This window comes from Streptococcus sp. FSL W7-1342 (assembly GCF_037966635.1).
Classification (GTDB): domain Bacteria; phylum Bacillota; class Bacilli; order Lactobacillales; family Streptococcaceae; genus Streptococcus; species Streptococcus salivarius_D.
This window is the reverse complement of sequence record NZ_CP150200.1, coordinates 2,024,496-2,050,933: the sequence shown is the minus strand read 5'-3', so window position 1 is coordinate 2,050,933 and position 26,438 is coordinate 2,024,496. Positions and strand designations below refer to the sequence as shown.

The 26,438-nt window shown below is 40.5% G+C and carries 34 protein-coding genes and 1 other RNA gene; 29 read left to right on the top strand and 6 right to left on the bottom strand.

Features of this window, described 5'->3' with window-relative positions; genetic code table 11:
- Positions 1 to 29 precede the first annotated feature (29 nt).
- From rpoC to NSQ79_RS09505, 15 genes are all read left to right on the top strand, one after another.
- On the top strand, positions 30 to 3,668 hold the full coding sequence (rpoC, locus tag NSQ79_RS09575) for a DNA-directed RNA polymerase subunit beta' (RefSeq protein WP_002887020.1): 3,639 nt from the start codon (positions 30 to 32) through the stop codon (positions 3,666 to 3,668).
- Between the two features lie 162 nt (positions 3,669 to 3,830).
- Positions 3,831 to 4,193, top strand: coding sequence for a DUF1033 family protein (locus NSQ79_RS09570; RefSeq protein ID WP_049529260.1), 363 nt, complete (start codon positions 3,831 to 3,833; stop codon positions 4,191 to 4,193).
- Positions 4,194 to 4,272: 79 nt separating this feature from the next.
- A complete protein-coding gene (gene comGA, locus NSQ79_RS09565; RefSeq protein WP_002887018.1) occupies positions 4,273 to 5,214 on the top strand; it encodes a competence type IV pilus ATPase ComGA in 942 nt (313 codons plus the stop codon).
- Positions 5,096 to 6,196: a competence type IV pilus assembly protein ComGB gene (gene comGB / locus NSQ79_RS09560; protein ID WP_138261574.1), complete on the top strand. Its 1,101-nt coding sequence runs from the start codon at positions 5,096 to 5,098 to the stop codon at positions 6,194 to 6,196. Before comGA ends, comGB begins: the two co-directional genes overlap by 119 nt.
- Positions 6,197 to 6,204: 8 nt before the next feature.
- On the top strand, positions 6,205 to 6,519 hold the full coding sequence (gene comGC / locus NSQ79_RS09555) for a competence type IV pilus major pilin ComGC (protein ID WP_037611125.1): 315 nt from the start codon (positions 6,205 to 6,207) through the stop codon (positions 6,517 to 6,519).
- On the top strand, positions 6,479 to 6,907 hold the full coding sequence (gene comGD, locus NSQ79_RS09550) for a competence type IV pilus minor pilin ComGD (protein ID WP_014632541.1): 429 nt from the start codon (positions 6,479 to 6,481) through the stop codon (positions 6,905 to 6,907). The genes comGC and comGD overlap by 41 nt, the downstream gene beginning before the upstream one ends.
- A gap of 31 nt (positions 6,908 to 6,938) precedes the next feature.
- A complete protein-coding gene (comGE, locus tag NSQ79_RS09545) occupies positions 6,939 to 7,169 on the top strand; it encodes a competence type IV pilus minor pilin ComGE (RefSeq protein WP_002887015.1) in 231 nt (76 codons plus the stop codon).
- Entirely contained in the window at positions 7,156 to 7,593 is a 438-nt protein-coding gene (gene comGF / locus NSQ79_RS09540) for a competence type IV pilus minor pilin ComGF (protein ID WP_045769383.1), read from the top strand. Before comGE ends, comGF begins: the two co-directional genes overlap by 14 nt.
- Positions 7,571 to 7,888 carry a competence type IV pilus minor pilin ComGG gene (comGG, locus tag NSQ79_RS09535; RefSeq protein ID WP_021144683.1) on the top strand — a complete coding sequence of 106 codons (318 nt, stop codon included), beginning with the start codon at positions 7,571 to 7,573 and terminating at the stop codon, positions 7,886 to 7,888. The genes comGF and comGG overlap by 23 nt, the downstream gene beginning before the upstream one ends.
- A 44-nt stretch (positions 7,889 to 7,932) precedes the next feature.
- Positions 7,933 to 8,889 carry a class I SAM-dependent methyltransferase gene (locus NSQ79_RS09530; RefSeq protein WP_138261573.1) on the top strand — a complete coding sequence of 319 codons (957 nt, stop codon included), beginning with the start codon at positions 7,933 to 7,935 and terminating at the stop codon, positions 8,887 to 8,889.
- Between the two features lie 56 nt (positions 8,890 to 8,945).
- Positions 8,946 to 10,139, top strand: coding sequence for an acetate kinase (locus tag NSQ79_RS09525; protein WP_138261572.1), 1,194 nt, complete (start codon positions 8,946 to 8,948; stop codon positions 10,137 to 10,139).
- A 250-nt stretch (positions 10,140 to 10,389) separates the two neighbouring features.
- The gene (locus NSQ79_RS09520) at positions 10,390 to 10,587 is read left to right on the top strand and encodes a helix-turn-helix transcriptional regulator (RefSeq protein WP_002885716.1); all 198 of its coding nucleotides are present in this window, start codon (positions 10,390 to 10,392) and stop codon (positions 10,585 to 10,587) included.
- 11 nt (positions 10,588 to 10,598) lie between these two features.
- Positions 10,599 to 11,255, top strand: a complete 657-nt coding sequence (locus NSQ79_RS09515; RefSeq protein ID WP_037601483.1) for a type II CAAX endopeptidase family protein — start codon at positions 10,599 to 10,601, stop codon at positions 11,253 to 11,255.
- A 77-nt stretch (positions 11,256 to 11,332) separates the two neighbouring features.
- Complete coding sequence (locus NSQ79_RS09510) at positions 11,333 to 11,779, top strand: hypothetical protein (protein ID WP_013991259.1); 447 nt, start codon at positions 11,333 to 11,335, stop codon at positions 11,777 to 11,779.
- Between the two features lie 112 nt (positions 11,780 to 11,891).
- Positions 11,892 to 12,554 (top strand): type II CAAX endopeptidase family protein, encoded by a 663-nt coding sequence (locus tag NSQ79_RS09505; protein WP_111686674.1) that lies wholly within the window; start codon positions 11,892 to 11,894, stop codon positions 12,552 to 12,554.
- A 26-nt stretch (positions 12,555 to 12,580) separates the two neighbouring features.
- On the opposite strand, the gene proC is transcribed toward NSQ79_RS09505, so the two are convergent.
- Positions 12,581 to 13,351, bottom strand: coding sequence for a pyrroline-5-carboxylate reductase (gene proC / locus NSQ79_RS09500; protein WP_002885846.1), 771 nt, complete (start codon positions 13,349 to 13,351; stop codon positions 12,581 to 12,583).
- Positions 13,352 to 13,366: 15 nt separating this feature from the next.
- The gene (gene pepA, locus NSQ79_RS09495) at positions 13,367 to 14,434 is read right to left on the bottom strand and encodes a glutamyl aminopeptidase (protein WP_014632550.1); all 1,068 of its coding nucleotides are present in this window, start codon (positions 14,432 to 14,434) and stop codon (positions 13,367 to 13,369) included.
- A 99-nt stretch (positions 14,435 to 14,533) separates the two neighbouring features.
- Between pepA and NSQ79_RS09490 the strand changes: the two genes are divergently transcribed.
- From NSQ79_RS09490 to tadA, 7 genes are all read left to right on the top strand, one after another.
- Entirely contained in the window at positions 14,534 to 14,818 is a 285-nt protein-coding gene (locus tag NSQ79_RS09490; protein WP_002885838.1) for a DUF4651 domain-containing protein, read from the top strand.
- On the top strand, positions 14,815 to 15,129 hold the full coding sequence (locus tag NSQ79_RS09485) for a thioredoxin family protein (protein ID WP_002885723.1): 315 nt from the start codon (positions 14,815 to 14,817) through the stop codon (positions 15,127 to 15,129). The genes NSQ79_RS09490 and NSQ79_RS09485 overlap by 4 nt, the downstream gene beginning before the upstream one ends.
- A 3-nt stretch (positions 15,130 to 15,132) precedes the next feature.
- Positions 15,133 to 15,657, top strand: a complete 525-nt coding sequence (locus tag NSQ79_RS09480) for a hypothetical protein (RefSeq protein ID WP_014632552.1) — start codon at positions 15,133 to 15,135, stop codon at positions 15,655 to 15,657.
- A 31-nt stretch (positions 15,658 to 15,688) separates the two neighbouring features.
- Positions 15,689 to 16,312 (top strand): YtpR family tRNA-binding protein, encoded by a 624-nt coding sequence (ytpR, locus tag NSQ79_RS09475; protein ID WP_002885779.1) that lies wholly within the window; start codon positions 15,689 to 15,691, stop codon positions 16,310 to 16,312.
- Positions 16,313 to 16,577: 265 nt separating this feature from the next.
- Positions 16,578 to 17,255 carry a type II CAAX endopeptidase family protein gene (locus NSQ79_RS09470; RefSeq protein WP_045001371.1) on the top strand — a complete coding sequence of 226 codons (678 nt, stop codon included), beginning with the start codon at positions 16,578 to 16,580 and terminating at the stop codon, positions 17,253 to 17,255.
- Between the two features lie 427 nt (positions 17,256 to 17,682).
- Positions 17,683 to 18,075: a single-stranded DNA-binding protein gene (locus NSQ79_RS09465; protein ID WP_014632554.1), complete on the top strand. Its 393-nt coding sequence runs from the start codon at positions 17,683 to 17,685 to the stop codon at positions 18,073 to 18,075.
- Between the two features lie 769 nt (positions 18,076 to 18,844).
- A complete protein-coding gene (tadA, locus tag NSQ79_RS09460) occupies positions 18,845 to 19,363 on the top strand; it encodes a tRNA adenosine(34) deaminase TadA (RefSeq protein ID WP_014632555.1) in 519 nt (172 codons plus the stop codon).
- An 85-nt stretch (positions 19,364 to 19,448) separates the two neighbouring features.
- On the opposite strand, the gene NSQ79_RS09455 is transcribed toward tadA, so the two are convergent.
- The 3 genes from NSQ79_RS09455 to NSQ79_RS09445 are packed head-to-tail and all read right to left on the bottom strand — an operon-like array spanning position 19,449 to position 20,096.
- Positions 19,449 to 19,703 carry a hypothetical protein gene (locus NSQ79_RS09455; RefSeq protein WP_045001373.1) on the bottom strand — a complete coding sequence of 85 codons (255 nt, stop codon included), beginning with the start codon at positions 19,701 to 19,703 and terminating at the stop codon, positions 19,449 to 19,451.
- A 47-nt stretch (positions 19,704 to 19,750) separates the two neighbouring features.
- Positions 19,751 to 19,918 carry a class IIb bacteriocin, lactobin A/cerein 7B family gene (locus tag NSQ79_RS09450; protein ID WP_002887002.1) on the bottom strand — a complete coding sequence of 56 codons (168 nt, stop codon included), beginning with the start codon at positions 19,916 to 19,918 and terminating at the stop codon, positions 19,751 to 19,753.
- Between the two features lie 19 nt (positions 19,919 to 19,937).
- Complete coding sequence (locus NSQ79_RS09445) at positions 19,938 to 20,096, bottom strand: class IIb bacteriocin, lactobin A/cerein 7B family (RefSeq protein WP_002885650.1); 159 nt, start codon at positions 20,094 to 20,096, stop codon at positions 19,938 to 19,940.
- Positions 20,097 to 20,416: 320 nt separating this feature from the next.
- Between NSQ79_RS09445 and ffs the strand changes: the two genes are divergently transcribed.
- The 7 genes from ffs to NSQ79_RS09410 all read left to right on the top strand — a co-directional run bounded on the left by ffs (position 20,417) and on the right by NSQ79_RS09410 (position 25,478).
- An RNA gene (ffs, locus tag NSQ79_RS09440) (signal recognition particle sRNA small type) lies at positions 20,417 to 20,502 on the top strand.
- A gap of 14 nt (positions 20,503 to 20,516) precedes the next feature.
- The gene (locus NSQ79_RS09435; RefSeq protein ID WP_002887001.1) at positions 20,517 to 21,356 is read left to right on the top strand and encodes a methyltransferase domain-containing protein; all 840 of its coding nucleotides are present in this window, start codon (positions 20,517 to 20,519) and stop codon (positions 21,354 to 21,356) included.
- A gap of 113 nt (positions 21,357 to 21,469) precedes the next feature.
- On the top strand, positions 21,470 to 22,222 hold the full coding sequence (locus NSQ79_RS09430) for an HAD family hydrolase (RefSeq protein WP_002887000.1): 753 nt from the start codon (positions 21,470 to 21,472) through the stop codon (positions 22,220 to 22,222).
- 85 nt (positions 22,223 to 22,307) lie between these two features.
- Positions 22,308 to 23,006, top strand: a complete 699-nt coding sequence (dapD, locus tag NSQ79_RS09425) for a 2,3,4,5-tetrahydropyridine-2,6-dicarboxylate N-acetyltransferase (RefSeq protein ID WP_002886999.1) — start codon at positions 22,308 to 22,310, stop codon at positions 23,004 to 23,006.
- A gap of 77 nt (positions 23,007 to 23,083) precedes the next feature.
- The gene (locus tag NSQ79_RS09420; protein WP_002886997.1) at positions 23,084 to 24,217 is read left to right on the top strand and encodes an N-acetyldiaminopimelate deacetylase; all 1,134 of its coding nucleotides are present in this window, start codon (positions 23,084 to 23,086) and stop codon (positions 24,215 to 24,217) included.
- 68 nt (positions 24,218 to 24,285) lie between these two features.
- Positions 24,286 to 24,813, top strand: a complete 528-nt coding sequence (locus tag NSQ79_RS09415; RefSeq protein WP_002886996.1) for a 5-formyltetrahydrofolate cyclo-ligase — start codon at positions 24,286 to 24,288, stop codon at positions 24,811 to 24,813.
- Entirely contained in the window at positions 24,804 to 25,478 is a 675-nt protein-coding gene (locus tag NSQ79_RS09410) for a rhomboid family intramembrane serine protease (RefSeq protein WP_014632558.1), read from the top strand. The genes NSQ79_RS09415 and NSQ79_RS09410 overlap by 10 nt, the downstream gene beginning before the upstream one ends.
- Positions 25,479 to 25,523: 45 nt before the next feature.
- On the opposite strand, the gene galU is transcribed toward NSQ79_RS09410, so the two are convergent.
- Positions 25,524 to 26,438, bottom strand: a complete 915-nt coding sequence (gene galU, locus NSQ79_RS09405) for a UTP--glucose-1-phosphate uridylyltransferase GalU (protein ID WP_002886993.1) — start codon at positions 26,436 to 26,438, stop codon at positions 25,524 to 25,526.

Here is a 26,438-nt window from a genome sequence, read left to right as displayed (position 1 = left end):
GTCAATAGAACAAAAGAAAGGTAATACTAGTGGTTGACGTAAATCGATTTAAAAGTATGCAAATCACACTAGCTTCACCAACTAAGGTCCGTTCATGGTCTTATGGTGAAGTTAAGAAACCTGAAACAATCAACTACCGTACGCTCAAACCAGAACGCGAAGGTCTCTTCGACGAAGTAATCTTTGGTCCTACTAAAGACTGGGAATGTGCGTGTGGGAAATACAAACGTATCCGTTATAAAGGTATCGTTTGTGACCGCTGTGGTGTTGAAGTAACACGTGCTAAGGTTCGTCGTGAACGTATGGGTCACATCGAGTTGAAAGCACCAGTATCACACATCTGGTACTTCAAGGGAATCCCTTCTCGTATGGGATTGACTTTGGACATGAGTCCTCGTGCGCTTGAAGAAGTTATCTACTTCGCAGCTTACGTGGTTATCGATCCAAAGGAAACACCACTTGAACCAAAATCTCTCTTGACAGAACGTGAATATCGTGAAAAATTGCAAGAGTATGGACATGGTTCATTTGTCGCTAAAATGGGTGCAGAAGCTATCCAAGACCTCTTGAAACAAGTGGATTTGGAAGCTGAAATTGCTGAACTCAAAGAAGAGTTGAAGACAGCAACTGGTCAAAAACGTGTTAAAGCTGTTCGTCGTTTGGACGTTCTTGATGCCTTCTATAAGTCTGGTAACAAACCAGAATGGATGGTTCTTAACATCTTGCCAGTATTGCCACCAGACCTTCGTCCAATGGTTCAATTGGATGGTGGACGTTTTGCGGCATCAGACTTGAACGATCTTTATCGTCGTGTTATCAACCGTAACAACCGTTTGGCTCGTTTGCTTGAATTGAATGCTCCAGGTATCATCGTGCAAAACGAAAAACGTATGTTGCAAGAAGCGGTAGATGCCCTTATCGATAATGGACGTCGTGGTCGTCCAATCACTGGACCAGGTAGTCGTCCACTTAAATCTTTGAGCCACATGCTTAAAGGTAAACAAGGTCGTTTCCGTCAAAACTTGCTTGGTAAACGTGTTGACTTCTCTGGACGTTCCGTTATCGCCGTTGGTCCAACACTTAAAATGTACCAATGTGGTGTGCCACGTTTGATGGCCATCGAACTTTTCAAACCATTTGTGATGCGTGAAATCGTTGCGCGTGAATACGCAGGTAACGTGAAAGCCGCTAAACGTATGGTTGAACGTGGTGATGAACGTATTTGGGATATTCTTGAAGATGTTATCAAGGAACACCCAGTACTTCTTAACCGCGCACCTACCCTCCACCGTTTGGGTATCCAGGCCTTTGAACCAGTATTGATTGATGGTAAGGCCCTTCGTCTTCACCCATTGGTATGTGAGGCCTACAATGCCGACTTTGACGGTGACCAAATGGCCATCCACGTTCCATTGTCTGAAGAAGCTCAAGCTGAAGCACGTTTGCTCCTTCTTGCGGCTGAACACATCCTTAACCCTAAAGACGGTAAACCGGTCGTAACGCCATCTCAGGATATGGTTCTTGGTAACTACTACTTGACTATGGAAGAAGAAGGCCGTGAGGGTGAAGGTATGGTCTTCAAGGATATTGATGAGGCAGTTATGGCTTATCGTAATGGTTATGTTCACTTGCATAGCCGTGTCGGTATCGCAGTAGATAGCATGCCTGATAAACCTTGGAAAGAAAACCAACTTCATAAGATTTTGGTTACAACTGTTGGTAAGATTCTCTTTAACTCAATCATCCCAGCAGAAATTCCATATCTTCAAGAAACAACAAATGAGAACTTGACAGATAGTACACCAGATAAGTACTTCCTTGAACCAGGTCAAGATATCCAAACAGTTATTGATAGTTTGGAAATTAATGCACCATTCAAGAAGAAAAATCTTGGTAACATCATCGCTGAAACCTTCAAACGTCTTCGTACGACTGAAACATCAGCCTTCCTTGACCGTTTGAAAGACCTTGGTTACTACCACTCAACACTTGCTGGTTTGACAGTGGGTATCGCCGATATCCCAGTTATCGATAACAAACAAGAAATTATCGATGCTGCTCACCACCGTGTTGAAGAAATTAACAAGGCCTTCCGTCGTGGTTTGATGACAGATGATGACCGTTATGTTGCTGTTACAACAACATGGCGTGAAGCGAAAGAAGCCCTTGAAAAACGTCTGATTGAAACACAAGATCCTAAGAACCCAATCGTTATGATGATGGACTCAGGAGCCCGTGGTAACATCTCTAACTTCTCTCAACTTGCCGGTATGCGTGGTTTGATGGCCGCTCCTAACGGACGTATCATGGAATTGCCTATCCTTTCAAACTTCCGTGAAGGTTTGAGCGTTTTGGAAATGTTCTTCTCTACTCACGGTGCGCGTAAAGGTATGACCGATACGGCCCTTAAGACAGCCGACTCAGGTTACCTTACTCGTCGTTTGGTTGACGTTGCCCAAGATGTTATTATTCGTGAGGATGACTGTGGAACAGACCGTGGTCTTCTCATCCGTGCGATTACTGATGGTAAAGAGGTTACGGAAACACTTGAAGAACGTCTTCAAGGTCGTTACACTAAGAAATCAGTTAAGAATCCTACAACAGGTGAAGTAATCGTAGGTCCAGATACTTTGATTACTGAAGACATGGCTGCTGCTATTGTCAATGCTGGTGTTGAAGAAGTAACTATCCGTTCAGTCTTTACATGTAACACACGTCACGGTGTCTGCCGTCACTGTTACGGTATCAACTTGGCAACAGGTGATGCGGTTGAAGTTGGTGAAGCAGTTGGTACTATCGCCGCTCAATCTATCGGGGAACCTGGTACACAGCTTACTATGCGTACCTTCCACACCGGTGGGGTAGCCTCAAATACCGATATCACACAGGGTCTTCCACGTATCCAGGAAATCTTTGAAGCACGTAATCCTAAAGGGGAAGCGGTTATCACTGAAGTTAAGGGTACTGTTATTGAAATCGAAGAAGATGCTGCAACACGTACTAAGAAAGTCTTCGTTCAAGGTAAGACTGGAATGGGTGAATACGTTGTTCCATTTACAGCTCGTATGAAAGTTGAAGTGGGTGACGAAGTACACCGTGGTGCGGCCTTGACAGAAGGTTCAATCCAACCTAAACGTCTCCTTGAAGTACGTGATACCTTGTCAGTTGAAACTTATCTTCTTGCAGAAGTACAAAAAGTTTACCGTAGCCAAGGGGTAGAAATCGGTGACAAACACGTCGAAGTAATGGTTCGTCAAATGCTTCGTAAAGTACGTGTTATGGATCCAGGTGATACAGATCTCCTTCCGGGTACACTTATGGACATTTCTGACTTCACAGATGCTAACAAGGATATTGTTATCTCTGGTGGTGTTCCTGCAACATCTCGTCCAGTCCTTCTTGGTATTACGAAAGCCTCACTTGAAACAAATTCATTCTTGTCAGCGGCTTCCTTCCAAGAAACAACACGTGTCCTTACAGATGCAGCTATCCGTGGTAAGAAAGACCATCTCCTTGGTCTTAAAGAAAATGTTATCATTGGTAAGACTATCCCTGCTGGTACAGGTATGGCTCGTTACCGTAACATTGAACCACTTTCAGTTAACGAAGTTGAAGTTATTGAAAACATTGCTGTTGATGAAGCAATTGTGGAATCATCTGAAGACTAAAACGAAAGCAAAAGAACTCACAATGAATTGTGGGTTCTTTTCGTATTTATATGACTAGAATTTCTTCTATTTTTGATAAATATAAAATATAAGACCATTTTTTTTATCTTTTCCAGAAAATTTTGTATAATAAGAACACCAAAGATGAAGTGAGAAAGAAAAATGTACCAAGTAGTTGAAATGAAAGGGGATTTGGAACCGTGGTGGTTCCTAGAAGGCTGGCAAGAGGATATCATCAGTACTAAGGAATTTGAAAATTTTTACGATGCCCTCAAGTACTATAAAAAACTTTGGTTTGCGATGGAAGAAACCTTGCCAAGTTATATCAGCCGTAGTAGTGTCATGACTGCTTTTTGGGATCAAGAGGATAAGCACTGGTGTGAGGAGTGTGATGAATACCTGCAGGTCTATCAATCAATTGCTCTTTTGGATGATTGGCAGGAAATTCCTAAGGAAAAATACCGTCCGGGATATGAAAAGCGAAATGACCTTCCAAATCATGCCCACTGTAAAATTAAACGTTAAATAAAGCAGAAGCTCGAAATTTTCGAGCTTTTTTTCATTTTCTTAAACTTTTTACGAATAGGTCTATGAGGAGGTCCTTATGGTAACAGAATTTGCTAAGGAAATGATCAAAAATGCTGATAGTTGTGGGGCTCAAGACATCTATGTCATTCCACGTCAGGATAATTACGAGCTCTATATGCGAGTTGGCCAGGAGAGGAGATTAATTGATGTATATCGGCCTGATTTCATGGCTAGTCTTATTGGTCACTTTAAATTTGTAGCGGGAATGATGGTGGGTGAGAAGCGTAGGAGTCAACTAGGTTCCTGTGACTATGATTGTGGTGATGGTCAAAGAGTTTCTCTGCGTTTGTCTACCGTTGGGGATTATCGTGGCTTAGAAAGTTTAGTTATTCGTGTTCTACATTCCGAACGTCGAGAATTAGTGTACTGGAATCAAGGAATCCAGCCTATTATGGATGCTTTGGATTATCGTGGATTATATCTCTTTGCAGGTCCCGTTGGTTCTGGAAAGACTACGCTTATGCATGAGTTGGTTCAGGAGCGTTTTAAGGGGCAGCAGGTGATTTCGATTGAGGATCCTGTGGAAATTAAACAGGATAATGTTTTGCAACTTCAGGTGAATCAAGCAATTGACATGACCTATGATAATTTGATTAAGCTATCACTGCGTCACCGCCCGGATGTTTTGATTATTGGAGAAATTCGAGATAAGGAGACTGCTCGAGCGGTTATTAGAGCTAGTCTGACGGGAGTGACTGTTCTTTCAACTATTCACGCAAAGAGTGTGGCAGGTGTTTATGAGCGTCTTCTGGACCTTGGTGTAGATAAGTCTGAGTTGGATAATGCCCTTCAAGGGATTGCCTACATGCGTCTGATTAAGGGAGGAGGTGTGATTGATTTTGCCAGTGAAAATTTCCAAAGTCATTCGTCAACCAGTTGGAACCAGCAGTTGGAAGGCTTGGTTAAACAAGGATATCTCACTGAAGGGGATATCCAAGGGGAAAAAATTAAAGATTAATCAGCAACTCAAGGTTATCCAGCTTTTCAAACAACTTTTAAAGGCAGGGTTTACCTTGACTGAAATCGTAGCCTTTTTGGAGCGAAGTCACTTGTTGAAAGAATCGTCCTTGTCTCTTATGAAAGCGAGTTTAATGCGAGGTGACAGGTTGGACCAGATGTTTGCGTCAGTGGGCTTTTCGGACAATATTGTTACTCAGATTGCCCTTGCTGATAAGCACGGTAATCTTCTAGGGAGTTTAACTAAGATTGAAACCTACATGCTTCGTATGACCAAGGTTCGTAAGAAACTCATGGAGGTAGCGACCTACCCTATTCTACTTCTGGGTTTCCTGATTCTGATTATGTTGGGGCTCAAAAATTATCTTCTGCCTCAACTGTTAGAGGGGGATGGTAAGGAGAATTGGGCTGTACAGTTGGTTCAAATTTTTCCCCAGCTCTTTTTTGTGATTTTGTGCGGACTGCTTGTATTAAGCTTAATTCTCTATCTATGGGTGAAACGCCAGTCAGCCCTTGTCTTTTATCGACGAATGGCAAAAATCCCTTTTATAGGCCAAACTGTCAGGCTATATATGACCGCCTATTATGCTAGGGAATGGGGAAATCTCTTAGGGCAAGGTATTGACTTGCTAGACTTAGTTGCCCTAATGAAAGAGCAAAAATCAAAGCTCTTTCGTGAGCTGGGGGCTGATTTAGAAGAAGCCTTGATGCTAGGACAGAGTTTTCCTGACCGTATTGCTAGTCACCCTTTCTTCACTAAGGAACTATCCTTAATTATTGCTTATGGAGAGGCTAATGCTAGGTTGGGCTATGAGTTAGAAGTCTATGCTGAAGAGGTTTGGCAGACTTTCTTCAACCGTCTTAATAAGGCAACAACCTTTGTGCAACCCCTCATTTTTGTTATTGTTGCTGTCGTGATTGTAATGATCTATGCAGCCATGCTATTACCAATGTATCAAAATATGGAAGGAATGATGTCATGAAAATGATGTTGAAAAAATTGAATGCCGTTAAACTACGAGCTTTTACACTGATTGAAATGCTGGTCGTGCTTCTCATTATCAGTATTCTCCTTTTGCTCTTTGTACCTAACTTGAGCAAGCAGAAGGATTCTGTTAAAGAGACTGGAAATGCGGCTGTGGTCAAGGTCGTGGATTCTCAAGCAGAACTTTATGAAATGAAGAATAATAAGACAGCTAGCTTAGCTGCTCTTGTTTCAGAAGGTCAAATCACGCAAAAACAGGCAGATTCATACAATGATTATTATGCGAAACATGGTGGCGAAAGCCGCTCAGTGGCCAATTAGAGCCTTTACCTTGTTGGAGAGTCTGGTGACTCTAGCAGTGGTTGCCTTTCTCACTCTGAGTTTATCAGGCTCAGTCACAGGTATTTTTCAGCAGGTTGAGACTAATCTTTTTTATCTGCGCTTTGAGTACCTATACCGAGATAGTCAGCGCTTGGCAGCGGCGGAAGGGTCCAATGTTGAATTGCAGTTGTCCAAGGATAAAATCAGTAACGGAAAATCCAGTCTGGTGATTCCTAAAAATATACATCTGGATAAGGGGCAGACGCTAGTGTTTGATGCCAAAGGAGGCAACTCTAGCCTCACAAAGATTCGTTTTTCAAGTGATAAGGAGGTGGTGACCTATCAGCTTAACATGGGCAGCGGTAAATATAAAAAGACGGTCTCTTAGAGGCTATATTCTTATCGAAAGCTTGGTAGCAATGGCTGTCTTAGTACTCGTCAGTGGTCTTATCTTGGATCAGATCAATACCAATCGTAGGCTAATGGCTAGGAATCTCCACCAACAGGAGGTCTTGAGTGTGGCAACCATGGCAGTTCAGACCAAACAGGATCAGTTGACCTTAAATGGCATCACAGTGACGGTAAAACGTAGCCAGCAAGGTATCGCAGTTTATGAATCAGGAAAGGAGATTATTCATGTCTCTCAATAGCAAGGTTCGTGCTTTTACCCTCTTGGAATGTCTAGTAGCTCTATTGGTGATTGCTGGTTCAGTTCAAGTTTATCAAGGTCTGACCACAGTATTGGTGAGCAATGTTAAGCAGGTCAAGCAACAAGAAAACCAAGACTGGCTCCTATTTGTCCAACAAATGGAGGCAGAGTTAGAAGGTTGTCAGTTGGTAAAGGTAGAAGGGAACAAGCTCTATGTTAAGCAGGATAATCAAGACCTGGCTTTTGGCCTTTCAAGTGCTACTGATTTTCGAAAAACAAATGCTGACGGTCGAGGCTACCAACCAATGCTTTTCAATGTAAAAGCTAGTACAATTAGTCAAAATAACCAGATAGTCACCATCCAAGTGACTCTTAAAAATGGGCTACAAAGGAGTTTTGTTTATGCTTTTGAAAAAACAGGTTAGGGGAGGCGTTCTTCTCTACGCTCTTTTTATGGCTGGCATTTTCACACTTCTTCTGCATGTTTATCTGGAGCGGGTGGTTGCTAGCTCTAGACAGAACCAAGCACAAATGATCTCCAGTCAGAGTCGTCTCATGGCAGAGATGACCATGGACTTGGCGGACAAGGAAGCAGGTGCTTTTAGTTTCTCTCAGGGAACTACGACTTATGAGGTTAAGGACAAACAAGTGATTGTTAGAGTTGCCAGTAAAGGCCAAATCAAGACCTATCGTTATGTGAAGAAGCAGGAGCAGAAATAGAAATTCTCTTTCCTTTTTGATATGATAGAAGGACGGAGGAAATCATGAATTTTGAAGCAATTGAGACAGCCTTTGAGCTGTTGTTAGAAAATGTCCAAACCATTGAAAATGATCTTGGAACCCATGCTTACGATGCGCTTATTGAGCAAAATTCCTATTATTTGGGGGCTGAGGTAGCTAATGAAGTCATCATCAAAAACAACGAGAAATTACGTGCCCTTAATCTAAGCAAAGAGGAGTGGCGTCGCGCTTTTCAGTTCTTGTTTATCAAGCTAGGGCAATTGGAAGCCTTACAAGCCAATCACCAATTTACACCTGATGCTATTGGATTTATCATTCTTTACCTACTTGAAGGGTTGACCAAGGACGACCAATTAGATGTTTTGGAGATTGGTTCGGGGACAGGAAACTTGGCTGAGACTCTTCTAAATAATAGTCAGAAAACCCTTAATTATATGGGAATGGAAGTTGACGATCTCCTTATCGATTTGTCAGCTAGTATTGCTGATGTGGTGAATTCAAGTGCAGTTTACATCCAAGAAGATGCTGTTCGACCACACATTCTCAAAGAGAGTGATGTTATTATTAGTGACCTACCTGTTGGTTACTACCCTAATGATGAGATTGCGAGTCGTTTCAAGGTTGCAGCAACTGGTGAACACACCTATGCCCATCACCTTCTCATGGAGCAATCACTCAAGTACTTGAAGAAAGATGGTATTGCTATTCTTTTGGCACCAACTAATCTTTTAACAAGCCCACAAAGTGATTTGCTTAAGAAATGGCTGTCAGGCTATGCTGATATTATTGCAGTTATCACTCTTCCAGAAGCAGCTTTTGGCAATAAACGTAACATGAAGTCTATCTTTGTGCTTAAAAAACAAACTGAAAATGCTCCTGAGACCTTTGTTTATCCACTTAGCGATTTGCAAAACCCAGAGGTCCTCAAAGATTTTACAGAGAATTTTCAAAAATGGAAATCAGATAATTCCATTTTCTAGCAAAACATGTTAGAATAGGACTATATTATTGAAAGCGTTTTACAAAGAGGTGGCTTATGACAAAAACAATAGCAATTAATGCAGGAAGCTCAAGCTTGAAATGGCAACTATATGAGATGCCAGATGAAGTTGTTCTTGCTAAGGGTTTGATTGAACGTATCGGCTTGAAAGATTCTGTTTCAACAGTAAAATTTGATGACCGTTCAGAATCGCAAACTCTAGATATTGCTGACCATGTTCAGGCAGTAAAAATCTTGCTTGATGATTTGATTCGTTTTGATATTATCAAGAGCTATGATGAAATCACAGGTGTTGGTCACCGTGTGGTTGCTGGTGGAGAATATTTCAAAGAATCAAGCTTGGTGGATGAAGATGCCTTGGCTAAGATTGAAGAATTGTCAGCCTTAGCGCCTTTACACAATCCAGGTGCAGCTTCAGGGATTCGTGCCTTTAAGGAGCTCCTCCCAGATATTACAAGTGTTGCTGTTTTTGATACAGCCTTCCATACATCTATGCCAGAAGTGGCCTACCGTTATCCAGTGCCTAATCGTTACTATACAGACTACCAAGTCCGTAAGTATGGAGCACACGGAACTAGTCACCAATATGTTTCTCAAGAAGCAGCTAAGTTGTTAGGTAAGTCAATTGAAGAAACTAAGATTATCACAGCCCATGTGGGAAATGGTGTTTCAATTACTGCGGTTGATGGTGGTAAATCAGTAGACACATCAATGGGGTTGACACCACTTGGTGGCGTTATGATGGGAACACGTACTGGGGACCTTGACCCTGCGATTATTCCATTTGTTATTGATCGTGAGCCTGAAATGGCAGATGCTGAGCGTATCCGTCACGTCTTTAATAAGGAATCAGGTCTTCTTGGCATTTCTGAAAAATCAAGTGATATGCGTGATATCATTGCTGGTAAGAATGCTGGCGATGAAAAATGTGCCTTGGCTTATGATCTTTATGTGGATCGTTTGCGTAAATACATTGCTCAATACTTCGGTGTGTTGAACGGAGCGGATGCTATCGTCTTTACAGCAGGTATTGGTGAAAACTCTGCGGAAGTTCGTGCTTCAGTTTTGGATGGTCTCACTTGGTTTGGTATTGAAGTGGATCCTGAAAAGAATGTCTTTGGACATGTAGGCGATATTACAACAGCAGAGTCAGCTGTTAAAGTATTTGTTATTCCAACAGATGAAGAGTTGGTGATTGCGCGTGATGTTGAGCGCCTTAAAACTAAATAAGTTATCAAAAATTTGATAAGACCAGAAAAGTTGGCCGAGTGATTGGCTAGCTTTTTTGAATGCTCTGAAAGCATCATTTGTCGATGTCTATATATGTGTAATTCAATAAGTAAAGAAAACTTTACAAAAAATGTAAAAAAGACTTTACAAAATATGTAAAGTAGGCTATACTATAAATGTAAAGTTAACTTAACAAAGAAAAGTAAGGAGTTTAACTATTTGAAAATAAACGATAAGGTTGAGGTACCACATGGAAACAAAAATTCAGGAACTTCGCAAGGCTAATAAGATTAGTCAGGCAGAGTTAGCAGATGAAATGGGAGTCACGAGACAGACCATCATTTCACTCGAAAAAGGTCGCTATAATGCGTCGTTGGAACTAGCTTTTAAAATTGCTAGATATTTTGGAAAGACTATTGAAGAAGTCTTTATTTTTGAGGAAGATTAAGGAGAAAAGATATGTTTAAACAAGTCATGAAGAAAATTGGTGTTATTGTTTTAGCGCTCACTCTACTAATCTTAGATTTAACACTATTAGGTGCTTTCCCGCTACTTACTCAGGATGGTAAGTTTTCACTTGTGGAGCAAATAGGTTACGGTATTTGGGCATTAGGGAGTTTGACTATTTTTATCGTGATTGCTTATAGATTTAAACTTTTATCGCTTAAAGAGATTAATTGGAGACGTCTCGTTGCGATTGCTTCTCTTAATCTCGTCATCTTTTTCCTAGGTGATCTTCTAGGGTATTTTATTGGTCAGTTAACACACAATGCGACTATGGAAAATCAAGATGCTTTAAATGATATCTTTGCCCACGTACCATTCTATCTTCACCTAGTAGTCGCCGGTTTTATTATTCCGATTATGGAAGAAATCATTTTTAGGGGACTCTTAGCCAAGGTGCTCTTTGGAAAATACTTTAAGACGGGTCTTGTTATTTCCAGTCTTCTCTTTATGGCTGGTCACTCAGCATTTACGCTTCAGACAATTGTCATCTATGGTATTATGTCAGCTGGTCTTGCGATAACATATTATAAGACTAAGCGTATCGAGTACAGTATGGGTGTTCATATCTTAAACAATAGCATAAGTGTACTACTCAGTCTTTTCGTTTAAGGTGAATAAGTGTTTAAAGTTGTCAGTGAAAAAAGTTATATTGCTCTTATAAAGGATAATAAAGGGAGTGTTAAGATATGTTAATAAAAATGTTAGTAGGAAAGAGAAAAACAGAGGATGAGTTTAAGAAATACATTACACGAGTAGCCTGTTCTCTTTTGTCTTTGGGTGTTTTGGGATTGTTTATTATTCGCTCTAACAGTCTTAGTGATTATGCTCTAGGCTTAGTTTTAGGACTTACCATTGGGGTTTATGTTTTGTCAATCTATTATTTTGCGACGCTTACTCATCCTAAACGTCTTCACCAGATGTATATTGCTGCCTATGATGAGCGAAATAAACAGATTTTAATGGCGACAGCAGTTGCAACTCTGATTTTAGAGTTTTTGCTTATCTTTGCTTTGATTGCTCTATATGCCTTTGTCAATATTCAGTTGCCATATGTTACAGTCTTATCAGTCTTGCTCTATGGCTTAGTATTGGGATTTGCTCTTATTCGTCTCATCCTATCTAAAATAGGATAAGAGCCTATATTATCTTGAAAAATTCACCTCTCGTTCTCTTTTTGTCTTGTCAAGTAAGTTTTGTTGTATTATAATAAAGATACAAATAAATGATGAAAAGAGGTGGATTCTCATGAACAAAGGGTCAATTCTCAAACGCTTTCTTTATTTTTTACTAGCTTTCCTAATACTAATTATTGATCAAGTTCCAACCATCTATTTAGGTGTCAAAGATATAAGGCTGGTCTGTCTCTTAATTTTTGTCTTGCTTCTTATGAGCGCAGGAGCTCTTTTCTTAGGAAAACGTCTTGGGCTTTTCGAAGGCTTTAAGGCCCTTTCTTCCCTGAAGGCCTGGGGTATGATTGGCTTGACCTACCTAGGTATTTATATCGTTACTAGGATTGGTTCTATGGTCATGATGATGGAAGGTGTTAGTAATAGCACCAATCAGGCAGCCATAGAAAATGCCCATATGAATCCCTTCCTCCTCATAACGTTTACGGTAATTATGGCACCGATTGTGGAAGAGCTGGTTTTTCGCGGGCTCCTCATGGGACGCGTCTTTAATCCAGATTCTATTGTTGGCTTGATTGTTAGTAGTTTACTTTTTGGCCTTGTTCATATGCCGAATAGTATCGGTGTTTGGATTGTATATGCAGGTATGGGTCTTGCCCTTGGAATAGCATATCGTAAGTTTCAAAAGTTAGAGTACTGTATCATTGCCCATATCATTAACAATAGCATTGCGGTTTCAATGTTGTTACTCTTACAATTTTTAGCGCCATATACCAAATAAAGCTCGGAATCTTCCGAGCTTTTTTCTTATAGTTTTTTGGCTTTAGCAATGGTTGTATCAATACTTGAAACTACACTATGGGTGAGGCCTGTACGCTCAAGGTCCATGAGACCGGCGATAGTAGTCCCACCAGGGCTACAGACCTTGTCAATAAGATCATGTGGACTGTCGCTACCAAGACTGAGATTTTCAGCAGTAGCTAGAACCGTCTGTGTGGCAATGGTCAGAGCGACCTGCTTACTTAGGCCATTTTTGACACCAGCCTTGGCTAGAGCCTCGATAAAGAGGGCGATGTAGGCAGGGCTAGAACCTGCTAGGGCAGTAAAGGTATCAAAGTCTTTCTCAGCCAATTCAACAGTGGTTCCAAAACTGTCTGTGATTTCCTTGGCAACTGCCAAAAGGTCCTCGGATACCTTATCATTAGTGCAAAGACCAGTAGTGCTTTTGAGGATCTGAGCATTAAGGTTCGGCATGATACGAATAAGAGGAAGGTCTGGACTGGTGAGGGAAGCAAGGCGTTCCAAGGTCACTCCAGCAGCCATACTTATGATAGGTTGATGAAAATTGAGACCGGCTAGTACCTTGTCAAACATTTGAGGTTTGATACCAAGGATGACCAGGTCAGCATTATCCAACAATTCCTGATGGGAAGCAGCCGCTTCAACCTCTAGTTCCTCTGCAAGCTGGCGTGAACGAGCCAAGGAAGACCCTGAAATAATGATACGATGTGAGCTTGTATTTAGGCCGTTGATAATGGCTGTTGCCATTTTTCCGACACCGATAAAACCTATAATCATGGGTTACTCCTTATCTTAGTAGTTTTTAATTAAATCTACTGTTGAGCGATCCAACTTCTTAACAATAGCTTGTAAGAAGGCCTGTGCTTCTAGGAAGTCATCCATCGCATAAAGGGTTTGGTGCGAGTGAATGTAGCGGGCACAAACACCGATAGTTGTTGATGGAACACCAGCATTCTGCAAGTGAGCGGCACCAGCATCTGTTCCGCCCGCAGCACAGTAGTATTGGTATTTGATACCCGCTTCTTCAGCTGTAGTCAAAAGGAAATCTTTCATATTTGGCAACATGATGTGACCTGGATCGAAGAAACGAATAAGGGTACCATCGCCTACCTTACCTTGATTACCATAGATATCCCCTGCAGGAGAACAGTCCACTGCAAAGAAAACTTCAGGATCAAATTTAGTGGTAGAGACATGGGCACCACGTAAACCAACTTCTTCTTGAACATTGGCACCAGCAATTAGAGTATTGTTGAGTTCTTGATTCTTAACGTTTTCCAAGAGTTCACGAATCATGAGAACACCATAACGGTTATCCCAAGCTTTAGAAATGACATTCTTTTGATTGGCTGTTAGAATTGTTTCTGATTCAGGAATGATGACATCACCTGGGAAAACACCGTAGGCATTTGCTTCTTCTTGGTTAGCAAAACCAGCATCAAAGACGATATCAGAAACACTAGGAAGACTTGAAGCTCCGCCACTAGCACGTAAGAAATGAGGTGGCACTGAACCTGAGATGACAGGATAGACACGACCGTCACGAGTGTGTAGGGTGAAGCGTTGTGAGCTGACAACCAGTGGGTTCCAACCACCAAGTTCGACGACACGGAAAGTCCCGTCTGCTTTGATTTCCTTAATCATAAACCCAACTTCATCCATGTGGGCAGCCACAAGCACCTTAGGGGCATTTTCTGCTTGGCTATGCTTGATACCGAAAATACCACCGAGACCATCTGTTTGGACCTCATCTACAAGTGGGGTGATGTTTTTGCGAAGGTAGTCGCGTACAGGAGCTTCAAAGCCTGAAGTAGCACTGAGCTCGGTTACTTCTTTAATTTTGTCAAATAGGGTAGTCATAAAATCCTCCTTGAGTAGTACTTGCTACTATTTTAGCACGATTCTCAAGAGATAGGTAGCCTCTCCCCATTCGTCTAAAATTATGGTAAAATGTTTCTTATGAAACGTAAAACATTGGCCTTGTTTGCTGGAGGCGTAGGAGCTTTAGGTCTCTTGGCAATGGCAGAGAAGTATAGACAGTCACGTGCAGAAATGAAGAAGGCTGCATTAATCCAAGATATTAGACAAGAATTATCTCACTTGGGGACTATCGCAGTCCTTTATACAAATCCCACTGATAAGGAAAATCCAGGACTTACAGGAGGTATCGTCTTAGAGGATGGACGTTCCTATAGCTTTGTTTATGCAGAGGATATCTTGACCTATGAGGAGGAGCAGGCATGATTATTCCTAAGAATCTTGAAGAATTGGCAAGCTATGTTGAAAGTGATCAAAAGGTGGTTTTCTTTTTCACTGCCGATTGGTGTCCAGACTGCCAGTTCATCTATCCCGTTATGCCTGAAATTGAAGCCCTCCATCCAGATATGACCTTTGTGCGTGTCAACCGTGATGATTATATGGCTTTGGCGCAAACTTGGAATATTTTTGGTATCCCAAGTTTTGTCGTGACTCAGAAAGGTCAAGAATTGGGACGCTTGGTCAATAAAGCTCGTAAAACCAAAGAAGAAATCACTGCCTTTTTGTCGGAGATTTAAAAGATGAAAATCAATCACTTTCCTAATATCTCTCTTGATATTTCAGAAACTAAAGAAAAGTATCTGACAGAAAAAAATGAGGAGATCATCGAAGAATTATGCCAAATTTTAGTAGAGCATTCCAAAATTGAAAGTGATATCTTCCTAAAACACCAAGAAATAAACACCTACAAAAAGGAAAATAATCTTCCTACACATCAAACTATTCCTGGAGAAATGGAGTTATTTGATGAATTTAAAGAGAAGTTGACTCCTTTAGCTCAAAAACACTTGACTGATAACTGTTATAAAAGAGGTTTTTCAGCTTCTTTTGGTTCTCCAGGCACCTATGATTTTGTGTTAGAGCCCTGTCGAGCTAAGTTTATTATGAAGAGTAAGGCTAAGATGTTTCTCGAATTTTCTTATGGGAATGACTTTTGGTACCATAAACAATTTATCATAAAATTAACAGAGAGTGACTGGAAAATTGACAAGATTAGTTATCGCTATGGTAGTAATGACGATTCTTGGCATGTCAGTCGATTTTAAAATCTATAAAAGAACTATTGAAGGAGAACCCATGATTTTTGCATACAATAAGGAACAAGTTGGTGACGTTTTGTTGGTTATCTTGGAAGATACTAAGGACATCAAACGTAGCGTAGAACGTAAAGGTAAAGTGGCGCGTGTCACAGCTGATGAAACAGGCAAGACTCTTGCTTGGAATATTTTTGAAGCGTCAAGCCTCATTGATATCGAAGGTAACGGTCAAGTTTTCTTGTCAGACCAAGATGTAGCTGTTTTGAACGAGGAATTGGCTAAAGAGGGCTTTGAAGAGCGTTTGGAAAACACACAAGGACCAGTCTTTGTGGTTGGACAAATTGATGAAATGGTTGCACATCCAGACAGTGACCACCTTAACATCTGCCAAGTGAACATCGGTGATAAGAAGGTCCAAATCGTTGCAGGAGCACCAAACGCAGCCCTTGGTCTTAAAACTATCGTAGCTCTTCCTGGTGCTATGATGCCTAGCGGTGCCCTTATCTTCCCAGGAAAACTTCGTGGTGAAGATAGTTATGGTATGATGTGTGCCCCACGTGAGTTGGCACTTCCAAATGCCCCACAAAAACGTGGTATTATTGAACTTGATGATTCAGCAGTAGTCGGAGAGGCTTTTGATCCAGCCAAACACTGGAAAGGGTAAATAAGACAAGAAGCGGTAAGTAAGCCGCTTTTTTTTCAGGAGAGCTCGTCTTGGCAAATGGTTCAAAATTTTCGAGAACCTCTTTATGCTTACCAAGTTCATCATCAAAATATAATAGTATTGCTCTCAATCTCTATTATTTGCCAAAACAACTTTATCCGAGCAATTATCTAAAAAATGTGGCTTCAAGTTTATTAATCAAGTTGTGTTTTATTTATCTGTCAGACTCAGATTTGGTGATGATTATAAAAGAAAGGAAAGTTCAATGGCTTACAACAAACATAAGGGAGTCCTTGTTTTTATGATTCTCTATACAGTCCTCTTTGTTTTTGACGGTATACGAGTATTTGATGCTCCCTTACCTTCTTCTTTAACGACCTATTTAGTTTATACCATCATGTTTTTGTATGGTTGCTTCTTATTTAAGTCTGAATTGCTCAAAAAGTGGGAAGAGGTCAGAAGTTCTAAAAGAAAATTTTTCTTGGGGGTTTTAAAAGGCTGGCTCTTACTTGTCCTGGTGACCATTTTCTTTGGACTACTATCGGCAATATTGAGGCAGGTTTTGGGACTAAGTGAACAAGGACTAAACGAGGCTAATATACAAAGTACCTTTAAAGAACAACCACTACTGATAGCAGTTTTCGCCTGTATCATTGGACCTTTGGTGGAAGAACTCTTTTTCCGTCAAATTTTATTGCATTGTTTACAGAGACATTTGCCAAGCTGGCTAAGCATTTGTGTGGTAGGATTTGTTTTCGCCTTGACCCATATGCACAGTTTGTCTTTATCAGAGTGGGTCAGTGCAGTTGGTTACTTAGGTGGCGGAGTAACCCTTTCAATTATTTATGTGAATGAAAAGGGAAATATTTACTATCCCTTGATGGTTCATGTGCTAGGAAATATTTTATCTTTTATAGTATTGGTCATTGGTAGTATGCAATAAGTGAATTCCAAACTATTTCAGCTTACAAAGAAAAAGGCAAAGGACTCTCGTCTCTCTTCTATCAATAGAAGAACTTCAAAACGGAGTGTTAAAATTATTTTAAGTGGTAACTCTGGGTCAGCAGAGGATGATTTGAGTAAGTAAACTAATGACAAGTTTGTATGGCGATAACTGTTCTTTGAATCGACAGCTCATACCAAGCTTCCTACTTCCTTTGCTAGTAGCTCAGCTCATCTTCAGATGTCTAATATTTAGTGACAAGTACATTTATTGAAGAACTCATCCTGCTTTTCACCCGAATAGATTTTACTTTTTTCTATTTAATTGAAGTCAATAATGTGATATATATATTATTTTTATTCTTGCTTTTTCAAAATCTGTCACTTTTTTTACTTCCGCTTACGAATAGATAGGTGGAGGTAAAAAAATGTATAACAAAGTTATTTTAATTGGACGTTTGACGGCGACTCCTGAAATGGTAAAAACTGCTAGCGATAGGTCTTTTACACGTGTTACAGTTGCGGTTAATCGTCGCTATAAGACGCAAAATGGTGAGCGTGAGGCTGATTTTATTACAGTGGTTGTCTGGGGGCGTTTGGCTGAGACCTTAGCATCTTATGCTAGCAAGGGGAGTTTAATTTCTCTTGATGGTGAGCTTCGTACCCGTAAGTACGATAAGGATGGTAAAACTCATTACGTTACTGAAGTGCTTTGTTCCTCTTTCCAACTTCTGGAGAGTCGTGCTCAGCGTGCTGTTAGGGAAAATAATCCTGATAATGACTTGGCTGACCTCGTCTTGGAAGAAGAGCTTCCCTTCTAGTTTATCCTTTGACTAGCTATCTAGGTCTCCTATCTTTGAAGCAACCTCTATAAAAAATCATTATCTTGTTCCATACCTTGTTTTGAAGAATTGTTGGAGATAAAATATTAAACACTTGTTAGACTAATAAACAGTAAAATTAGATAAGACTTAGGATGATAGGTGTTTAATAGTGTAGATAGACTAGAAAAAATAGTTTAGGAAGCCATAAAACGTTGATATATCAACGTTTTAAATGTTAAGCAAAATATTCAAAAGAATGCATACAATTAACAGTTGTTTCTAATCTATATTATTGTTTTATTACCGATTTTTAAATTAAATGATAGAGGTTTCATGATAAACTATAGATGGGTAAGGAAAAAGCTATAAAAGTTACTTTTATAGTAGGCATTATTTGTTTGGAAGGAAAGTGTGAAATATCACAACTATAACGCTATCCTTGCAATTGTTTGAGACAGTTGCATTTTTGTTTATCGTTGTGAGGCCTTAGGCCTGTATAATGATTTCACAGACAATTGACTATGACACTCCGACTGACATATGAATTAGGATGTTAAGCGGTCGTTGACTTTTCGTCTAGCCTTGGGGGAACACATTGGTGTGATTCCTAAGACTCACCAGACTAATGTGTTTGAAGCTAGGATGATTCGTCTTAGCTTTTTTTGTGTCCTTTAAAATGGAGGTCTTCGGTATTTCTTTTCTTATGCTATAATAGAAGGACTAAGTGAGATATTGTCTCGCAAATCTTGGAACGGGAGTGACACTAATGCTTGACTTTACCCAAGAAGAGAAAGACTTTTTTATGTCTGAAGCTCTTAAGGAGGCCGAAAAATCTCTAGATAAAGCAGAGATTCCAATTGGCTGTGTCATCGTTAAAAATGGCGAAGTCATAGGCCGTGGGCACAATGCACGTGAGGAGCTCAATCAAGCTATCATGCATGCGGAGGTCATGGCTATTCAAGAGGCTAATAGGACTGTAGGCAATTGGCGTTTGTTAGATTGTACCCTCTTTGTAACCATCGAACCCTGTGTCATGTGTAGTGGGGCAATTGGCTTGGCTCGTATTCCTAAAGTTATCTATGGAGCAAGCAATCAAAAGTTTGGTGGTGCGGGTAGCCTTTACGATATCCTAAGAGATGAGCGTCTCAACCATCGCGTAGAAGTAGAGACTGGTGTCATGGAGGAAGAGTGTGCTAAGATTATGCAAGACTTTTTCCGTCAGAGTCGTGAACGCAAAAAAGAAGCCAAACGATTGGCTAAATTGGAAACAAGGCAAGAGATGTAAACAAAAGTGCAAGTCCAAAGGGACTTGCACTTTTTAATGGAAGATGATTTTTTTGTTTTCCTGAAGGCAATTTAGGTCACTCTTTCTATGCTTTATTTTTTTCTTTCTCACTTGTTAAAAGAAAAATAGGCATAAAGAGAATCAGAGTACCAAAAGCGGACTTCAAATTAGTATCAATAATTGGTGTTCCTAATCGTACATAAAAGATAAGGTTGATTAGGAGTATCAGAAGTAGGCTACTGATAATTCCAGCTAAAGCTATTTTTACGAGTAAATAGTTATTCATTTTAGGTGATTGATTAGCAGTAGTATTATTTGTTTGATTGTTTATATGTTTCATGAGTTATCATCCTCAAAATCTTTGAGATGTCAGCCGAGTTCTGTTAGTTAGTGGGTGAGGTTATAGAAAGACTTACCTGCAGCATAGCTAAGGTCATAAGTCAGTTTTGCAGCAGCAATGCCAACAGAAATAGCGGCCCAAGGAACCACTCCACCTGATACAGTTTCAAGTTCTTGAGTAGTCATGTTTTTACGATTGTTAATGGTCTTAGTCATTGTTCATATGTCCTTTCTTTTATCTCGCAGAGTCCATGTAGCCATTGTAGGCTCCAAGGCATACCATAGTTCCAATAGGTCCTGAAGCTAGGCAGAGCCCTCCAATGGCAAGGTTAGTCTTCCATCCGCCTCCTGTTACTGAGGCTAGGTCAGCTGCCTTCATTTCTTTGTTAATCATTGTCATTCTCCTTTTTTTATTTTTGGTGAGTTTTTAAATCTCATACCCTCTCACCACGAGTTAAGAGATATGTTAAATATGACTTCTCCTTTCAATAAAGTCAGCCATGTCACTAGCTTTTGGTGCTTTACTCAAGCTATGGATTTATTATAAGGTGTCGAGAAATAAAAAAGTAGTGACATAAATGTCACCATGGTAAGTCTTATGTTTTATCGAAGGTTATACTGACAGAAGAAGATAATAGGGATTGATAGGGGTAGGTCTAGCTAGTCTTATCATAAGTTCTCTACTTGCAATCACTTCAATTTATGGTATAATATTTTTCGGAGCAACATCTGTGCGTGAAGCGGGTCAGGGGAGGAATCCAGCAGCCCTAAGCGATTTCAGGTGTGTGCTCTTTTTTTGTGTTAAGGAGGATTTATGGCCAAATTTAGTGTTTTTAAAGATCAAGAGAGTCTTTTTGCTTGTCCTATCTGTCAGGCGCCAATGCATTTGGATTTGTCTAGCTTGGTTTGTCAGAATAGGCATACCTTTAATATCGCCAAGCAGGGCTTTGTTAATTTTTTGAGACAGACCAAGGGAGATAAGCACTATGATATGGCTTCTTTTGAAAAGAGGAGTCAGATTCTTGCGGCAGGCTATTACGATCCTATTCTGGAGGTGATTTCAGAGCACTTGCGTGACCTTCCTAAACACTCGCACGTTCTAGATGTTGCCTGTGGTGAAGGCTATTATAGCCGTCAGTTGGCTCAAGAGTTTGACAAGGATTTCATGGCCTTTGACTTGTCTAAGGATTCAATCCTTCTTGCGGCACGTCAAAATCCTCAGAAAAACGTAGCTTGGTTTGTTGGCGATTTGGCTCAATTGCCTTTACGTGAACATAGTATTGATGTGATTTTAGATATTTTTTCACCAGCTAATTATCAAGAATTTGGACGACTTTTGTCTGATTATGGCTTGGTTTTTAAGGTTATTCCTCATGAGGATCATCTTAAAGAGTTTCGCCAATTGTTACCGGAGGCGCAGGCTTATTCGAACCAGGATGTTCTGGAACATTTTCAAGAGTCCTGTGACCTTTTGGAGCGTGTGACGATTGCTAAGACTTGGTCTATGCCATCAGAGCATGTTCAAACATTTGCCGAGATGACACCTCTTTTTTTCCATGCCAATAAGGATACTTTGGACTTGACTTCAGTGACGCAATTAACCGTTGCGGGAGAACTGCTGATTGGCCGTATTAGAGATGATAAGCAATCCTAACAATCGTTGGGATTTTTTTGATGGGAAAATGTCTCAGTTAGCTTGTTTGGTCTTCCTAAAAGGTGTATGATGAGAGCAATAAGTAGGAAAGTTTCAGTAATGGGTAAAAAGCGATGAAAAACAGAGCCTATAAGAACTACATTTTTGATTTTTATGGTACCTTGGTTGATATCCTAACCGATGAGAAGGATCCTGTGTTATGGGATAAACTAGGCCAACTATATCAGGCTTATGGAGCGGCTTATGAGGGTGATGCTCTTAAAAAGGCTTATGCTAAGCACGTGGATCAGGCCCGTAAGGAGTTAATAGAGCTCAAAGGAGTTGCTTATCCAGAAATTGATTTAGCCCACATTTTTAACCAGCTTTATGTAGATGCTCGGCCTCAGTCTAGTAATTCTAATCAGCCGGAAGATTGGGGACAATTGATAGCAATGGTCTTTCGCGTCTTATCTCGCAAACATGTGACGGCTTATCCCCATACCAAGGAGGTGCTAGCCTTTCTAAAAGAACAGGGCTGTCGGATTTATCTCTTGTCTAATGCTCAAGCAGCCTTTACTAACGCTGAGATTGACCTAATGGCGTTAAGATCTTATTTTGATGCTATTTACTTGTCTTCGGATGCCGGTATCTGTAAGCCTCAACCTGAATTTTTAAAGCAAGTTTTGGATGATTATGGGTTAAACCCGTCTGAGACTGTCATGGTTGGAAATGACTTGACGACTGATATTGCTGTGGCTGAAGCAGTTGGGATCGATGGTATCTTGCTCAATACCTTCCCTTATTCCCGTCGAGAACTGGAGAATTCCCCAATCAAGCCAGACCGAGTGATTACTGATATAGAGGCTCTAAAGACCAATTTTACATAAAAATACACTGTATTTGGCAAAAGCAAAGACAATTATCAGAATTTTTGGTATAATAATTCCTAACTTTATGTGAATGGAGAATCTCATGACTGCACAAAAAATGTCTGCACAAGAAATTATCGCTTTTATCGGTAATGCTGAAAAGAAAACGAATGTTAAAGTAACTTTTGAAGGGGAATTGGCAACTGCTGTTCCAGCTTCTGTCACTAAACTTGGTAACGTTCTTTTCGGAGACTGGAAAGATATTGAACCACTTCTTGCTAACTTGACTGAAAACAAGGACTATGTTGTGGAACAAGATGGTCGTAACTCAGCTGTTCCCTTGCTTGATAAACGTCACCTTAATGCACGTATCGAACCAGGTGCCATTATCCGTGACCAAGTAACTATCGAAGACAATGCTGTCGTTATGATGGGTGCTGTAATCAATATCGGTGCTGAAATTGGTGCTGGTACTATGATTGATATGGGTGCTATCCTTGGTGGTCGTGCTACTGTTGGTAAAAACAGCCACATCGGTGCGGGTGCAGTCCTTGCTGGAGTGATTGAACCAGCTTCAGCAGACCCAGTTCGTATCGGTGACAACGTTCTTGTTGGTGCCAATGCTGTTGTTATTGAAGGTGTTCAAGTTGGTAACGGTTCAGTCGTTGCTGCTGGAGCTATCGTTACTCAAGATGTTCCTGAAAATGTGGTTGTGGCTGGTGTTCCAGCTCGTATCATCAAGGAAATTGATGAGAAAACACAACAAAAAACAGCACTCGAAGATGCTTTGCGTAACTTGTAACATATTGATAGTAGAGGCCTGTAAGGCCTCTATTTCTAGATTCTCTATAAAATAAGACAAATAAAAAGGATAAAAACATGACACTTGATTTAATTAAAATCAGACGAGACCTTCACCAAATTCCTGAAATTGGTTTGGAAGAATTTAAAACTCAGGCTTATCTCTTAGAGCGTATTGCTGAAATGACTGAAGGTAAGGATTTTGTGGAGAAACGTACTTGGCGTACAGGGATTCTTGTCTATCTTCACGGGCATGCTCCTGAAAAGACTATTGGTTGGCGTACAGATATTGATGGTCTTCCAATCGTAGAGGAAACAGGTCTTGACTTCAAGTCTACTCATGAAGGTCGTATGCATGCTTGTGGACACGATATGCACATGACCACAGCGCTTGGTCTCTTGGATCAGATGCTTCAAGTACAGCCTAAAAATAACATGCTCTTCCTCTTCCAGCCGGCTGAAGAAAATGAAGCTGGTGGTATGCTTATGTATGAGGATGGTGCCTTTGGAGATTGGTTGCCAGATGAGTTCTATGGCCTTCACGTCCGTCCAGATTTCAAGGTAGGTGATATTGCGACTAACACAAGCACCCTTTTTGCTGGGACTTGTGAAGTCCTCGTTACTTTCAAGGGGAAAGGTGGACATGCAGCCTTTCCACATGAGGCCAATGATGCCCTTGTAGCAGCTTCTTACTTTATTACTCAGGTGCAAACGATTGTTAGTCGTAATGTTGACCCTATCCAGGGTGGGGTAGTTACCTTTGGTTCGTTCCATGCAGGAACTACTAATAATGTTATCGCTGAAACTGCAGAGGTTTATGGAACTATTCGTACCCTTACTCAGGAAATGAGTCTCCTTATCCAGAAGCGCGTGCGTCAGATTGCAGAAGGCGTGGCAGCTAGCTTTGGTATGGAAGTGGATATCATGTTGAAACAAGGTGGTTATCTTCCTGTGGAAAATAATCCAGCCTTGGCTAAAGAGTTAATGAGCTTCTTTGATGCTAGCCCAGAGGTCAACTTGATTGATTGTCCACCAGCTATGACTGGAGAGGATTTTGGTTATTTGCTTAGTAAGGTTCCAGGTGTCATGTTCTGGTTGGGAATTGACACGCCATATGCACTTCACCATCCTAAGATGAGTCCAAATGAAGATGCCCTCGCTTTTGCAGTGACTGAAATTGGAAAATTCCTTAAACACAAGGCAGAAGCCTAACCATAGTTGATACAGCTAAAAAATCTACCAAGTCTGACTTTTGGTAGCTTTTTTGATATGATAAACCTATGAAAAATGAACTTAGAAAAACAGTCTTGGCTCAGTTAACTTCACAAGATCCTGAGACTAAGGCTAAGATAGATCAATATCTTTTGGAGCAATTGATTGCCTTACCTGCTTATAAAGATGCCCAGGTGATTGCGACTTATTTGTCTTTTCCTCATGAATATGATACCAGTCTTTTAATCAATCAGGCTTTAAAGGATGGTAAACGACTGTTGATTCCTAAAACATATAAACAAGGTCGAATGATTTTTGTGGATTATGATCCAGATAATCTTGTTGCAACCTCTTTTGGCTTGATGGAACCTGCGTCTGATTTGGCTGTGGATAAATCAGAGATTGATTTGATTCATGTGCCAGGAGTAGTTTTCAATGATGAAGGCTATCGTATTGGTTACGGAGCAGGTTACTATGACCGCTTTTTGTCTGACTTTGAAGGGGAGACCGTTAGTACGGTTTATCCTTGCCAGAAACATGATTTTCAACCAGACAGCTATGATATTCCTGTTAAGGAGGTCGTCACATGCAAATAAATGAGTGGAAGAAATACCCAGCAACCTATCTATTGTTGGGGCTTACGACGTTGACTTTTATCTGTCAATATCTTTTAAACGGCTTTCAAGCGACCTCACCTTTGAGCCTCTTTAAGATGGGGGCTATGTACGGTGCTTTTGTTCAGTACAGCCCACTGAACCTCTGGCGTCTTGTAACACCGATTTTTGTGCATATAGGTGTTGAGCATTTTCTATTTAATATGCTTGCCCTTTACTTTATGGGGAAAATGGCTGAGCATATTTTTGGGACTCTACGTTTTCTAGGGCTCTATTTGTTAGCTGGTGTTATGGGAAATGCCTTTACCTTACTTTTTACGCCTAATGTTATTGCAGCTGGTGCTTCGACATCCTTGTTTGGACTTTTTGCGGCTGTTGTGATTCTTGGCTACTATAGTCATAGTCCTTTGCTTAATCAGTTAGGTCGCAATTACTTGGCTTTGATTGTCATAAACTTAATCTTCAACCTGTTTACACCTAGTGTTGGGATTACAGGCCATCTTGGTGGTTTAGTTGGAGGTGCTCTTGCAGCTATCTTTTTGGCTAACAAGGTTGAAAGTCGCTTATTTAGTAAAGGTTGGCGTTTTACAGCTCTTTTAACCTACATTTTACTATTGCTGATTCTTCTAGGATTCACTTATTTTTAAGTCATATGAAAAATCCATCGAATGTCATGTTCGATGGATTTTATATTAGTCTTTTTTAGCTGGTTTGCCTTCAAGTTTGTGACCCAAGTCAATGAGGTATTGCTTGAGGTCATCTTTAATTTGAGGATGTTTAAGCGCATAATCGATAGACGTTTTCATGAATCCGAATTTGTCACCGACATCATAACGGTCTCCAGTAAATTCGCGAGCAAAGACGCGTTGTGTCTTGTTAAGCGTATCGATAGCATCAGTCAATTGGACTTCGTTTCCAGCACCTGGTTCTTGAGTTTCCAAAATACCGAAAATTTCAGGTGTTAGAAGGTAACGTCCGATGATAGCAAGATCACTTGGTGCATCCTCTGGATTTGGTTTTTCAACGAAAGTTTCAACGCTATAACGTCCATTTTCGCCTTCGCCTTGAGGGGCGATGACACCATAAGAAGAAACTTCTTCGTGTGGTACAGGCATAACTGCAATGGTTGATGCGTGTGTTTCCTCATAATCGTTAATGAGCTGTTTAGTCAATGGTACAGCTTTATCGTTAGTGATATCCATAAGGTCATCACCAAGCATAACAACAAATGGCTCATTCCCGACAAATGCTTTAGCTTGAAGAACAGCATCTCCAAGGCCACGTGGGTGGCTTTGGCGGATAAAGTGGAGGTTAATAGCAGTAGTGTCATTAACCAATTTCAACAGGTCTGTCTTACCTTTTTGTTCCAAGTTATATTCTAACTCGAAGTTTGAATCAAAGTGGTCTTCGATAGAACGTTTTGATTTACCAGTAACCACCAAGATATCTTCGATACCTGATTTGAGGGCTTCTTCAACGATAAATTGGATGGTTGGTTTGTCAACGATTGGCAACATTTCTTTGGCCAAGGCCTTAGTAGCTGGTAAAAAGCGTGTTCCGAGTCCTGCAGCGGGGATGATAGCTTTTCTAACTTTTTGATTCTTCAT